The organism is Pseudomonas sp. BN606, assembly GCF_029873115.1.
Taxonomy (GTDB): Bacteria; Pseudomonadota; Gammaproteobacteria; order Pseudomonadales; family Pseudomonadaceae; genus Metapseudomonas.
This window is the reverse complement of the sequence record NZ_SSOF01000076.1, coordinates 128,000-142,306: the sequence shown is the minus strand read 5'-3', so window position 1 is coordinate 142,306 and position 14,307 is coordinate 128,000. Positions and strand designations below refer to the sequence as shown.

4 protein-coding genes are annotated in these 14,307 nt (G+C 63.1%); 2 read left to right on the top strand and 2 right to left on the bottom strand.

The features are described from left to right. Positions 1-72: 72 nt before the first annotated feature. Together E8E75_RS19030 and E8E75_RS19025 are read right to left on the bottom strand one after the other, a co-directional pair. Positions 73-10,368, bottom strand: coding sequence for a peroxidase family protein (locus tag E8E75_RS19030; RefSeq protein ID WP_280359637.1), 10,296 nt, complete (start codon positions 10,366-10,368; stop codon positions 73-75). A gap of 818 nt (positions 10,369-11,186) precedes the next feature. Continuing rightward, positions 11,187-12,251, bottom strand: coding sequence for a sigma-54 dependent transcriptional regulator (locus E8E75_RS19025; RefSeq protein ID WP_153917361.1), 1,065 nt, complete (start codon positions 12,249-12,251; stop codon positions 11,187-11,189). A 283-nt stretch (positions 12,252-12,534) separates the two neighbouring features. On the opposite strand from E8E75_RS19025, the gene msuE reads away from it, so the two are divergent. Both msuE and ssuD read left to right on the top strand, forming a co-directional pair. After that, positions 12,535-13,098 (top strand): FMN reductase, encoded by a 564-nt coding sequence (gene msuE / locus E8E75_RS19020; protein ID WP_120649881.1) that lies wholly within the window; start codon positions 12,535-12,537, stop codon positions 13,096-13,098. 10 nt (positions 13,099-13,108) lie between these two features. Next, positions 13,109-14,257, top strand: coding sequence for an FMNH2-dependent alkanesulfonate monooxygenase (gene ssuD, locus E8E75_RS19015; RefSeq protein WP_153917359.1), 1,149 nt, complete (start codon positions 13,109-13,111; stop codon positions 14,255-14,257). Positions 14,258-14,307 lie beyond the last annotated feature (50 nt).

The following is a 14,307-nucleotide window of genomic DNA, read 5'->3' as shown; positions in this document are numbered from 1 at the left end:
CATGAAAAAGGGGTGAAGCCGCGAGGGCTTCACCCCTTTTCCGTTACTGCATCGTGCGCGTTGGCTGCCTCCTCAGCTGACGATGAAGTCCGCCTGGGTCACGGTGGCACTGGCCACGCCCACCAAAGTGATGCTGTCGGCTCCGATGGTGACCAGGGTGTCGGCCCCCACCCCAGCGATGACCACACTACCAGCGAAGTTCGCCGCGGTAATGCCCAGATTCGCGACATGCAAGCGGTCCTGGCCTCCCGCAGGAATGGCATCGAAGCCGAGAATCTGGTCCTGCCCGAAGCCCGCACCGAACTGGAAGATGTCATTGCCTGCGCCACCATTCATGGTGTCGTTGCCTGCACCGCCAACCAGGACGTCGTTCCCACCCAGTCCATTGAGAGTGTCGGCGTCACTTCCGCCCAGGATCCGGTTGGCCAGGGTATTGCCCGTGCCACTGAACGCCCCGCTGCCAATGAACACCAGGTTCTCCACGTTCGTCCCGAGACTGTAACTCGACAGCGTCGTGCGAACGACATCAGTCCCATCACCCACCGCCTCAGCCACGAAGTCCAGCGCATTGTCCACGTAGTAGGTGTCATTACCGCTGCCACCCATCATCGTGTCGGCATCCGCGCCACCATTGAGCACGTCGTTGCCGGTCAGCCCATGGAGAATGTCATTCCCGGCCAGGCCGTCGAGGGTATCAGTGCTGGTGCCACCGACCAGCCGGTTGGCCAAGGCGTTGCCGGTCCCCGTAAAGGCGCCGGCACCAAGGGAGACCAGGACCTCGAGATTGGCCCCCAGGGTGTAGCTGGACAGCGTCGTACGGACCATGTCACTCCCCTCGCCCGTATTCTCGACCACCACATCCAGCGCGTTGTCCACATAGAAGGTGTCGTCCCCGACTCCCCCCACCATACGATCAGCCCCTGCATTGCCGTTGAGGACATCATTGCCGGCTACACCGAACATCATGTCATTGCCGCCGCCACCGCTCAGGGTATCGTTCCCCACGGCACCGGCGATCACATTCGCCAGGCCGTTCCCCACCGCCGTGAAATTGCTGCTTCCGATATAGGCCAGATCCTCGACGTTGGCGCCCAGGCTGTAACTCGCAAGGGTCGTGCGCACCATGTCACGCCCGTCCCCGGCTGCCTCGGTCACCGAATCGAGCACGTTGTCGACATAGAAGGTGTCGTTGCCGGCTCCACCGGTCATGCTGTCGGCACCCGTGGCGCCATCGATCAGGTCATTGCCGGCTCCACCGTTGAGCGTGTCGTTACCACCACCGCCGTTCATCACATCGTCACCGGCGGTACCGGTCAGGATGTCGTTGCCAGGACCGCCGTTGAACGTCCCGCCGATGAAGGCGGTCGCCGCCGACGCCACCTGGTTGGCAAAGCCCTGGTCATCCGTGAAGCTCACCACCACCCGCAGCATCAACCCGACCTGCGCCGCGCCGGGGGTGAAGTTCGTCGTGGAGGCACCGCCGATGTTGGTCCAGGTCGTGCCGTTGGTGGAGGACTGCCACTGGAAGCTGAACACCGAGGTGGTGGTGCCATCGGCATCGGCAATGGTGCCCTGGCTCGCAGTTAGCGCCACACCTTGGAAGAACGATGCTCCACTGATCACCGGCGCACCGGTCGGTACATCGTTGACCTGGGTGACAGCTACCGTATCCGTCACATTCGACAGGACAGTCTCCAGCACGCCGTTAGCGTCCTTGTAGATGGCCATCACCCGCAGGGCCAGGCCAGCCAGATCCTCGGTGACGCGGAACGTCCGGCCGGTGGCGCGGGACACCTCACCGGCAGCGACGAAGGTGATGTCTTCGAAGATGCCCGAGCCCGCGACGGTTTCCACCTGCCAGTAGTAGGACACCGGACCGGTGATGGTACCGCCGGCATTGTCGGCATCGGTGACGCCGGCCAGGGATGCGGTCAGCAACGAGCCAACCTCAGGCGTACCGTCGCTAATGCTCACGGCGCCCACCGGACGGGCATCAGTGCCGGACAGATCGATGATCCCGTCGGTGAACTGCAGCCGCTCGATGCTGGTGAGGCGGTCAACGCCATCACGACCAGCCACCAGGTCGGTCACCGTCACAGAGCCGTCCAGGTTGGTGACGAAGTCGTACTCCGACGAAAGGCCCCGATAGGCCGCCGTATCCAGCGCCGCATCGCCCTGCAGGATCTCCCGCACGATCACCAATTGCCCCGGGTTGTAAGTTCCGTTGACCATGAGCGGCACCATCTCGGCCATGCTGTTGAAACTGGCGATTTCCGGGCCTGAGCCGTCCAGGTTCTGACGTACGCTGATGCGCACGTTCAGCCACTTGTCGCCATCGATCAGGTCATCGCCGCCGCGCCCCATGAGGATATCGCTGCCGCTGCCGCCGAGGATGATGTTGCCGCCGTCGAAGAAGGTGACCCCGGCGCCGAGGAACTCCTGCAGACCCGAGATCAGCGCGATGTTGGTCAGCACGCTGCCCTTGGCTCCAGCTGTCGGCAGCGTAGTGGCATCGGAGTCGTCACCACTGAGCACGTCACCGAAGGCGGAACCCGACAAGCCTTCGACGAAGTCGAAGCGGGCCAGTACCGAGGCACCCGAGCCCGGTTGTTGCGGTTGGTCGAAGAAGCGATCGCTGATGTCGATCGTGACACCGCGAGTATCGTTCTTGAAGGTCGCCCAGTCGTAGCCTGAAGCACCGATGTAGCGATCACCCAGGCCGGCGCTGCCGACCATGATGTCGTCACCGCCCTCAGCGTTGAACTTGTCGTTCTCCCCACTGCCGACATAGACGTCGTTGCCCGCGATCGGGTCGTTGCCGGCCGGATCGAAGTTGTCGCCAGGGGCGCCGTCCGAGGTACCGGCTTCCAGCCAGTCATCCCCTTCATTACCCATGTCCTGCTCGTTGGCCTTGGAGCCCAGGATGAAGTCGTTGCCCTGTCCACCGAAGGCCTCACTGGCGTCTTCACCGGTGATGATGAAGTCGTTACCGAAACCTCCGAGGATCAGGTTGACGCCATTGCCGCCCTGGATCACGTCGTTGCCGTTGTCACCCTTGATGTTGTCGTCGCCACCCACGTCCGTGATGATGTCGTCGCCGTCGCCACCATTGATGAAGTCATTGCCGTACCCACCATCCAGGCGGTCGTTGCCGCCGTCGCCATAGAGGGTGTCGTCACCCTCGCTGGAGCGCAGGATGTCGTTGCCGGCGCTACCGCCCAGCACCACATGGTCGGGTCCGCGGTACAACAGGTAGTTGGTATCGGCCCCGGGAGTGTCCGGGTTGTCGCGGCTAACCAGTGGCAGCAGCGGGTTGTCACCCAGCGGGTCGGAGTTGCCGGCGATGCCGTCGGCGCCCACCACATCGTCCAGCGTGCCCTGGATGCCATCGAGCCCTGCATCGTTGAGGCCGGTGTGCTGAAGCAGCGGATTGACCTCCAGGGTGAAGGCCGGGGTCAGGAAGACCACGCCCGGTAGGTGAGTAGCAGCAGTGTTGGCCATGATCAACTTGGCGAACGAGTTGCCTTCCAGTTCGGCGTTGAAGTTCAGGCCGGCGGTGCGCTCCAGGTAGTAGAAGCGGTCACCGTCCTGGAGTTTCTCCAGCTGGTTCTCGAACACGAAGTTGAAGGTCGAGCCCAGCATGCCGCCGAAGGGCGTGACCTTCTCGGCCAGGCCACCGATCCAGAAGTCCACCAGGTTCAGGCCGGTCTCCACGCCAGCCCAGGTGCCGGTGCTGTTAAGGAAGTCCAGTCGATCGGCCGGCGCACCAGCGCCGCCAAGGACGATGGCCGTGGCCGCCGCGCGTTTCTCGGCCAGGGTCGTTGCCGTCACATCGATGGAATCATGGGTACCGTAGGCGGCGATGAAGTTGATCAGCGACTCCGGATGCTTCAGGTGCATCACCATATCCGCCCAACTGACGTAGGGCTTCAGGTTGGCGTCGCCGGTGGCTTCATAGAACTGCGCACGGGCATGGTTGAGCGTTGCCACGCCCGTGTCACGGCCCCGGGCGATGTTCAGTGCGGCGAGGTCGAGGGGCAGGCCCACCAGGTTGTTGCGCAGGGCCTCGGTGACGAACTCGTCGATCTGGTTGCCCACGGTGCGGGTCACGCCACGGACGATGGCGCTGGTGGCGTCTTCCGGGGTCAGCCCGCTGGCAGCATAGGCCAGGGGGTTGAGGAAGGCCGCGATCAGGCCCAGTTGCTGGTCGTTGGTCGGGTGCAGCGGGTCGACCGTGATCGGGTTGAAGTTGGCGTCGAAGCGGTCGACCGTCTCGGTCAGCATCGAGTGGCCGAAACGGTAAACCGTGTGGGCGAACTCGGCGACGATCGAGGGATCCAGGTTGACGTCATAGACCTGGGTCGGCGCAAAGAACGGGTCGATGTTCGGCTGGATGGTCCGCGCAAACTCCTCGAACACCAGGTGCTGGTACTGCATTTCGGTACCGAACTTGGCGGCCTGGAACAGACGCTCGCCGTTCCACTGCAGGGCCGCGATCTCGGCCGGGGTGGTCGGGAAGGTGGTGACAGGGGTCAGCAGCCACTCGTTGATGAAGGCCACGTCGTTGCTGGCCAGCACGGTGCTCTTGGTCTGCTCCACCAGGCGGTTGTGTTCCGAGTGGAAGATCGCGTGCACGGCGGTCAGGCCGATGTTTTCGTTGACCCGGCCGTCGCCCGCCATGTAGTGGGCATCCAGCAGTTCGCCATCGTAGGTACCGGCTGGCTGTGGAGCTCCGACCTGGCTGTTGATGACGCCGTCATTGTCCCGCACCAGCCCCGGTGCTGCCGAAGGATCGGCGGCATGGGCGATGTCGATGAGGAACTGGTGACCGGTGCCGACCGCGCCGGCCAGGCTGATCCCCACACCACCGTTGGCGGCAGGGTCGCCTTCGAGCAGCACATCGTCCGCAGTTCCCGGGAGACCGTCCGGACCGATGAAGACCACCATCGGGAATCCATTCGGACCCTTGATGAAGTTGCCATAGTCGTCGGTGGCCAGCAGCGGCACATCGAACACATTGGCATCGGTCAGGTTGATCCCCAGCATGTCGCGGGCCTGAGCCTTGACTACTGCCCAGGTGGCCATGCCACCGATTTCCAGGTCGTCGGCGGTACCGAACTGACCGTCAGCGCCCAGGTTGCGGTTGGTGACCAGCTCACCGTTGGCCACCGGACCACCGGCCGTCATCACGTACTCGCGCAGGAACACCTGGTGCGACGGGTGCGAGCTGTAGGTCTGGTTCTGGTCGACGAAGGGCGAGGTGGTGTTCTCGTTCTGCCCAGCTACACCGCCCACTTGGGTGGCACGAGTCAGGACCATGAAGTTGGTCGGGCTGCCCACCACGAAGCGTGGATCATCCGGTTGCAACGGGATGAACACCGTACCGCTGCCACCCTTGGTGACCAGGTCCAGGCCGTGGTCGAAGAACTGCCCGAAGAAGGTCATCCAGGCGTTGAACGGCGCGGTCAGGCCGGCGTCCGGCATGGTGTTCGGGATGAAATTCACCTGCTGGTCATCGGCCGTACCGAACAGGCCATCCAGGCCGGGGCTGGTCACCAGGGTGGAGCCATTGGTACCCGCAGCGGCAGCGACCGCCGCCGGGTTGTTGTTGGTCTGGTCGACGATCAGGTTACTGATGGTGCGCGGGTCGCTGTCCACCACGTTGGTGGAGGAGTTGTAGTTGGTGTTGGTCACACCGAGGAACGGCGCCTCATCCTGCTCATTGGTGAACTCCGCCGGCAGCAGCCGCGGGAATGTATTGTCGGCAGCGCCGAACTGGCTCTGGTCGATGCCGGAGAAGTTCAGCAGGTTGTTGAACTCGCCGGTGACAGTACGCAAGCCCATCGAAGCACGGATGTTGGGTAGCAGGGACAGCAGGTCCGCGCCATTGGCGTGAGCTTCGGCGACGCGGATCTGGTCAAGGATGAAGTCCAGGTCCCCACGAACCAACTGGACGCCAGGCCCACCGGCGGTGATCGCCGGCCCTGGGTCCACCGCAGTGGTGGGTGGCGGCGGGGTGAAGGGCGCCACGGCAGCGGTAGCCGCCGAGAATACCTGCTCAGTCACGCCATTGCCGTCGGCATAGACACCTTTTACCCGGATCGACAGCCCGGCCAGGTCGGGTGTGATGCGGAAGCGGATGCCGTTGGCGCTCTGGAAGGCCAGATCGCCCGCCGGAGCGGCAATGATGTCCTCGAACACACCGGTGCCTGGGTTGCGTTCCACCTGCCACACGTAGTTGACATCGGTGATGGCCCCTGGGTTGTCGGCATCAGTGACGCCAGCAGCCGAAACCGTGAGGAAGTCGCCCACCTGCAGGCCGCCGCCATTGGTATCGGTGATGGTCAGCGATCCGACCGGCTCGGCGTTGAGGCCGGCGACCAGCACCTGACGGGCGTCCGAGAACTGAATGCGTTCGACGTTGGTCAGGCGGTCGATGCCGTCACGGCCAGCCACCGAGTCAGTCACCGTAAAGGAGCCGTCGGCATTGGCGACGACGGTGTATTCGCCGGCGCGCCCCTGGTAATTGGCAGTGTCGAAGTCCGCACCACCGTTGACCAGCTCACGCACGGCCACCAGTTGGCCGGGGTTGAAGGTGTGGTTCAGCATCAGCGGAATCAGGTCCACCATGCTGTCGAAGCTTGCGATCTCCGGTCCGGTGCCGTCGACGTTCTGGCGCACGCTGATACGCACGTTCAGCATCAGGTCACCCTCGATCAAGTCGTTGCCGCCGCGACCTTCCATGATGTCGCTACCGCCACCGCCGAGGATGATGTTGCCGCCGATGAAGGTGTCCACCAGGTCGTCCGCGGTGCCAAGAATGGCGTCCGCCCCGACGCTGGCCTGGGTACCGACAAACGCACGCAGGCCGGTGATCAGGTCAAGGTTGGTCAGCGCGCCGCCAGTGGCGCCACCGTGGTTGATGATGGTGGTCGGGTCGACGTCATCGCCGCGCAGGATATCGGCGAAGGCGGAACCGGACAGACCTTCCACTTCAGCGAAACGGTCGAAGATCGAGGCTGGTGACTGGGCCACCGGGAAGGCGATGTGGTCACCCACCTCACCGATACCAAGGAACGCCGCCAGGGCCAGGTCGACGGTTACGCCGATGTTGTCATTCTTGTAGGTCACCCAGTCATAGCCGGACATGCCGTCCATCTTGTCCTGGGCATCACTGCCGACGAAGATATCGTCGCCGCCCTCCCCGATCATCTCGTCGAAGCCGCCGCCGCCGATGAACACATCGTTGCCGATGATGTTGTCAGCCAGCAGGGGCGCAAAGTTGTCGCCAGGCGCACCGTCCTGGGTACCCCACTCGATCCAGTCATCACCCTCGTTACCGGTGGGCGGCAGGCTGGTCTTGGCGCTATAGATGAAGTCGTCGCCCTGGCCGCCGAAGGTGGTGGACATGTCTTCGCTGGTGACGATGAAGTCCTTGCCGTTGCCGCCGAGGATCAGGTTACCGACGCCGCCAGCCATCATGTTGCCGACATGGATCACATCGTTGCCGTCGCCGCCTTCCATGCGGTTGTCGCCGCCGGCATCGGTGATGATGTCATCGCCTGCGCCGCCCATGACGGTGTCGTTGCCGTAACCGCCCTCCAGCACGTCGTCGCCGCCATCGCCATAGAGGGTGTCGTCACCTTCGCCGGAAATGATGGTGTCGTTGTTTGCGGTACCGCCGAGCACCACATGGTCCTCGCCGGTGTAGCGCAGGTAATTGGTTTCAACAGCCGCGGTGTTGGGATCGTCGCGAATAACCAGCGGGGTGATTTCCACGCCGTTGATGAGGATGCCGCCAGTGGGGTCGTCGCGCCCGGTAACGCCCAGGCCGGTGTGCTGGGCAGCCTGGTTGACCTCAAGGGTCCAGGTCGGGGTTGAGAAGATCGCGTTCGGCAGGTGAGTGACGTCGGTGTTGAGCATCACCAGTTTGGCGAAGGAGTTGTTCTCCAGCTCCGTGCCGAAGTGCATCCCCGCGGTGCGCGACAGATAGTAGAAGCGGTCGCCGTTCTGCAGGGCCTCCAACTGGGTCTCGAAGACGAAGTTGAAGGTCGAACCCAGCATGCCGCCAAAGGGCATCTTCTCTTCGGCCAGGCCGCCGATCCAGAAGTCCACCAGATCGAGGCCGGTGGTGGTCACGCCGTCGGCGCCACTGGCCCAGGCGCCGGTGCTGTGCAGGAAGTCCTGACGGTCGGCCGGCTCACCGGCGCCACCCAGCACCAACAAGGTCGCCGCCGCGCGCTTGGCCGCCAGAGAGGTGGCGCCGGTAATGCTGGAGTGCGTGCCGTAAGCAGCAATGAAGTTGATCAGCGACTCCATGTGCTTGAGGTGATCGGCAAAGTCCACCCAACTGGTATAGGGGGTCAGTTGCTCGTCGCCAGTCATGTGATAGAACTCGCGGCGTGCTGCGTTCAGCGACGGAATACCGGCGTCGCGGCCACGAGCGATGTTCAGTGCCGCCAGGTCAAGCGGCAGGCCCACCAGGTTATTGCGCAGGGCCTCAGTGACGAACTCATCGATCTCGTTGCCCACGGTGCGGGTCAGGCCACGCACGATCGCACCGGCCGCTTGTTCGGCGCTCGGGCCGCTGGCGGCATAGGCCAATGGGTTGAGGAAGGCGGCGATGAGGCCGATCTGCTGGTCGTTGGTCGGGTGCAGCGGATCGACCGTGACCGGGTTGAAGTTCGGGTCGAAGCGGTCGATGGTCTCGGTCAGCATCGAGTGGCCGAAACGGTAAACCGTGTGGGCGAACTCGGCGACGATGGACGGATCAATGGTGGTGTCATAGCCGGACGGTGCCAGGAATCCATCCACCTGCGGCTGGATGGTCCGGGCGAATTCTTCGAACACCAGGTGCTGGTACTGCATTTCGGTGCCGAACTTGGCGGCCTGGAACAGACGCTCGCCGTTCCAGTTGAGGGTCGAGGTGTCGGCGGGGATGGTGACTACGGGCGTCAGCAGCCATTGATTGAGGACCGCCACATCACCGGAAGCCAGCAGTGTCGCCTTGGTCTGTTCCACCAGGCGGTTGTGCTCGGAGTGGAACACGTGGTGCACGGTGGTCAGGCCGATGTTCTCGTTGACCCGGCCGTCGCCAGCCATGTAGTGGGCATCGAGCAGTTCGCCGTCATAGGTACCGGCCGGCTGGACACCACCGATCACGCCGTTGTTGTCGCGCACCAGCCCAGCTGCGGCCGAGGGGTCGGCACTATGGGCGATGTCGATAAGGAACTGGTGGCCGGTGCCGACCGCATTGGTCAGGTCGATGGGCGCCAGCGGATTGCCTTCCACCAGGAAGTCGTCAGCGGTGCCGGCCAGGCCATCGGCCCCTTTCATGACGACTTGCGGGAAGCCGTTCGGGCCCTTGATGAAGTTGCCATAGGCATCGGTGGCCAGCAGCGGCACATCGAAGACGTTGGCGTCGGTCAGGTTGATCCCGAGGATGTCACGGGCCTGCGCCTTGACCACCGCCCAGGTGGCCATGCCGCCGATTTCCACGTCATCGGCGGTGCCGAAGTCGCCATCGGCGCCCAAGGCGCGGTTGGTGATCAGCCTGCCGGTCGCGTGCGGTTCACCATCGGCGCCAATCGCATAGGCGCGCAGGAACACCTGGTGCGACGGGTGCGAGCTGTAGGTCTGGTTCTGGTCGACGAAGGGCGAGGTGGTGTTCTCGTTCTGCCCGAGTACACCGCCCACTTGGGTGGCGCGGGTCAGGACCATGAAGTTGGTCGGACTGCCCACCACGAAGCGCGGGTCATCCGGTTGCAGCGGGATGAAGACGATGTCATTGCCGCCTTTGGTGACCAGGTCTAGGCCGTGGTCGAAGAACTGCCCGAAGAAGGTCATCCACGCATTGAAGGGGGCGGACAGGCCGCCGTCTGGCGCGACGTTGGGAATGAAGAAGGTCGGCGTGTCATCGCCCGTACCGAACAGCCCGTCGAGACCAGGGCTGGTCACGATCTGGGCGCCGTCCTTCAGCACATCGTCGGCGGTCCCGAGGGTCCCGTCCGGCCCCGGATCGAAGGCCGCCGCCACCACTGCAGGATTATTGGCGGTCTGGTCGACAATCAGGTTGCTGATCGTCCTCGGCTGGGAGTCGATCACCGTGCCCGTGATCTGCGCGTAGGAAGTTCCTGCCTCCGCAGGCCGGAACACCGGGTCCAGCAGGCGCGGGAAAATGCTATCCGCGGCGCCGAACTGGGACTGGTCAGCGAACAGGTTGTTGAACGAGCCATCGATGGTGCGCAGGCCGAAAGGCACCTGCACGTTGGGTAGCAGGTCGCGAAGATCCTCCCCGGAAGCGTGTGCTTCGGCGATGAGAATCTGCTGGAGGATGAAATCCAGGTCCGCGAGGTTGAAATTGGCCATTTTGCTGATTCCTCACTTCCGACTGCGTAGGGGCGTGCGCCATGGCAGCAAGGTCATGCGCCACGCTTTCGACTTGACTTCGGGATTTGGGGGATTAGATGACGCCTACCTTGAAGCGACGCAGGTGCTAGCGCAGTTCATGCTCTTCAGCAGGAGGTTCTATCCCTGACGGTACCGGCGAAGTTGGCCGGCACCTGGGTCAATGACCCGGCGGGTCGTGATATTCGGAAAGATGAGAGGAAATGGGCGAAATCGCCCCTTGGGACAGGACTCGAAAGACAGTGCTCATGACGTTCTCCCTAGCTTTTATTGTTTCCCGGCTAAGGCTGCAGCGCCCTCACGATGCAGCTGCCTACGATGCGAAACAATTTCTTACACACCTGACTAAAGATTCGGCCAAAAACACTGTCAAGCGACCGTCGGAATGACCAATATCGCAACATTTACAACTCTAAGTTGTTGTTATTACGGCTTTTTACAATGAAATAAGTTCTTACAAAGATGCGAATACGTGGTACTTCGGGGCTATACCCACCCAATTCAGGGGCCATCACCAACCGCCGAAACCATTGATCTAGAGCCTTCCAATCAACAAACCTCCGTTAATCTGCTGTTTGCCACCGCCCGGAAGCCGCACGCCAAGACTTGCAAAATACGCGAATAGGTGAGTCAAAAAACCGTGCCTTGGCCTGAATCGGCAGCCGGGTTGGGCTTTGTGTAGGAGCGAGCTTGCTCGCGAAGGGGCGGCCCAGAAGGTTCGCGAGCCAGCTCGCTCCTACAGTCCGCTCGCGCCTCAGTATGAGGCGCGGGAGATGGGATCAGGCAAGACGAACGCCGGGGGTGCGGCTGACAGCCTCCAGTTCGCCAATCTTCTCCAGCCGCGCGCGCACGATATTGCGGCTGATGCCCAGCAGCCTGGCGGTCTGCAACTGGTTGCCATGGCAGAAACGGTAGGCCGTGCGGAACAGCCGCTCCTCGATCCGCTCGTAGAGATCCGGCTGGTTTTCCTCGAACAGCGCCTCCAGCGCTGACTCGAGGCCGAAGGGCTGAAGAGGCACTTCCTGGCGAATCGAGGACGGGCGCAGATCCACCAGTTGCAGATCGCCAGGTTGCACCTCGCGATTGCGACAAACCAGCAGGGCGTGGTGGATGGCGTTCTCCAGCTCGCGGATATTGCCCGGCCAGCTGTGGGCGAGCAGCTTGCGTGCAGCCTCTTCGCTCAGGCTCGCCGGGGTGTAGCCCAGGCGCCGGCAATGTTCTGCGAGGAAAAATTCCGCCAGGGGCAGGACATCGCCCTTGCGCTCGCGCAGCGGCGGAAGCTTGATGCTGGCCACGTGCAGCCGATAGAACAGGTCCTCGCGAAAGTGCCCGGCGACGACGGCGTCCGCCAGGTTCACGTTAGTCGCAGCCACCAGGCGCACATCGATGGGAATGGGCGTGCGCGAACCCAGCCGAACCACCTCCCGCTCCTGCAAAACACGCAACAGCTTCACCTGCATGTTCAGTGGCAGGTCGCCGATTTCGTCGAGGAACAACGTGCCGCCGTTGGCCGTTTCGAACCAACCGGCCTTGGCCTGGGTGGCGCCGGTAAAGGCGCCCTTCTCGTGACCGAACAACTCGCTTTCCACCAGGGTTTCGGCAAAGGCGCCGCAGTTCACCGCCACGAAGGGGCCACTGGCGCGACGACTGAGATTGTGGATATGACGCGCCACCAACTCCTTGCCGGTGCCGGTCTCGCCAATGATCAGCGCATTGGCCTCACTAGGCGCCAGGCGCTCGATGCGGCTGAGCAGTTCCTGGGAAGCCGGGTCCTTGAACACCAGCACAGTGGCCCGTACCGACTTGGTCAGTTCACGGGCATTGGGGAGCGTAAGCAGAGACATGGTGCATTCCTGGCAGCCGATAGCGCAGGCGGATGATGCACGAAACACATATAGATAAAAAAATTATTGATTGATATTTATATATTTCTTTTTCGAATATAAACCTTTCAACACGGCCGAGGGAGTGTTGCCACAGCAACACTTCATCAGCACAACTGTTGCGCATTAATCAGAGAAAACCTGAAAAACAGCATTGAACTGCCCTGATTCAGCACACTTTACGTCTTGGTACGCCCCTTGCTCTGACCTGCTGCACACAGAGCAACATCACAAGGGATTCCCCATGACCAAGCCGATCAAAGTGGTCGCTGTCACCGGCAGCACCTTCCGTCCTTCCCGCACCCTGGTACTCACCCAGGCCATCGTCGCCGAGCTGGGCAAGCACCTGCCCATCCAGAGCCATCTGATCGAACTGGGTGATATCGCCCGCTCAGTAGGCGGCGCCCTGTCCCGCAAGGAACTGCCGGATACCGTCGAGCACGAACTGCGCGCCATCGAGAACGCCGACCTGCTGGTCGTGGCCACGCCGGTCTATCGCGGTACCTATCCGGGCCAGTTCAAGCACCTGTTCGACCTGATCGACCTCAATGCCCTGATCGATACCCCGGTGCTGCTCGCCGCCACCGGTGGCAGCGAGCGCCACGCGCTGGTCCTCGACCACCAGTTGCGTCCGCTGTTCAGTTTCTTCCAGTCGCTGACCCTGCCCATCGGCGTCTATGCCTCCGAGGCCGACTTCGACAACTACCAGATCGCCAGCGACGCACTGAAAGCCCGCATCCAGCTCGCCGCCGAGCGCGCCGCCCCCCTCTTCACCGGCGCTGCCGCCGACCTGCTGAAGATTGCCTGAAGGACCTGACATGAACGTTTTCTGGTTTCTCCCCACCCACGGCGATGGCCACTTCCTTGGTACCAGCCAGGGTGCCCGGCCGGTCTCGCTGCCCTACCTCAAACAGGTAGCGCAGGCCGCCGACAGCCTCGGTTACTACGGCGTGCTGATCCCCACTGGCCGCTCCTGCGAGGACTCCTGGGTGGTGGCCTCAGCCCTGGCGCCGCTGACCGATCGCCTGCGTTACCTGGTAGCGATTCGCCCTGGGATCATCTCCCCCACCGTGTCCGCGCGCATGGCCGCGACCCTCGACCGCCTTTCCGGCGGCCGTCTGCTGATCAACGTGGTCACTGGCGGTGACCCCGACGAGAACCGCGGTGACGGCATCCACCTGAGCCACGCCGAGCGCTATGAAGTCACCGACGAATTCCTGCGCATCTGGCGTCGCGTGTTGCAGGGAGAGTCGGTCGACTTCAAGGGCAAGCACATCCAGGTGGAGAACGCCAAGGCGCTCTACCCGCCGCTCCAGCAGCCCTACCCGCCGCTCTACTTCGGCGGCTCCTCCGACGCAGCCCATGACCTGGCTGGCGAGCAAGTGGACGTCTACCTGACCTGGGGCGAACCGCCGACAGCGGTGGCGAAGAAGATCGCCGATGTGCGCGAACGCGCCGCCCGCCACGGCCGCACGGTGAAGTTCGGCATCCGCCTGCACGTGATCGTTCGTGAAACCGCCGAAGCAGCCTGGCGAGCCGCCAGCAAGCTGATCGAGCACATCTCCGACGACACCATCACCGCCGCCCAGCAATCCTTCGCCCGCTTCGATTCCGAAGGCCAACGGCGCATGGCCGCGCTACACGGCGGCCGCCGCGACAACCTGGAAATCGCCCCCAACCTCTGGGCGGGCGTCGGCCTGGTGCGAGGTGGTGCGGGTACTGCCCTGGTAGGCGACCCGCAACAGGTGGCGGAGCGCATCAAGGAGTACGCGGACCTCGGCATCGAGAGCTTCATTTTCTCCGGCTATCCGCACCTGGAAGAGGCCTACCGCTTCGCCGAGCTGGTGTTCCCGCTGCTGCCCGAGCCCTACGCGAGCCTGGCCGGACGCGGCGTGACCAACCTCACCGGCCCCTTCGGCGAAATGATTGCCAACGACGTGCTGCCCAAGACCGCCGCTGCGCGCTGAATCGCCCTTGCCCCTTCCCGGCGAAGGGGCGATTCAACGACAAGAAATCC

Coding starts and splice junctions, on each gene's coding strand:
- msuE (WP_120649881.1), top strand. CDS start 12,535: ATGACCAAGCCGATCAAAGTGGTCGCTGTCACCGGCAGCACCTTCCGT.
- E8E75_RS19030 (WP_280359637.1), bottom strand. CDS start 10,368: ATGGCCAATTTCAACCTCGCGGACCTGGATTTCATCCTCCAGCAGATT.
- E8E75_RS19025 (WP_153917361.1), bottom strand. CDS start 12,251: ATGTCTCTGCTTACGCTCCCCAATGCCCGTGAACTGACCAAGTCGGTA.
- ssuD (WP_153917359.1), top strand. CDS start 13,109: ATGAACGTTTTCTGGTTTCTCCCCACCCACGGCGATGGCCACTTCCTT.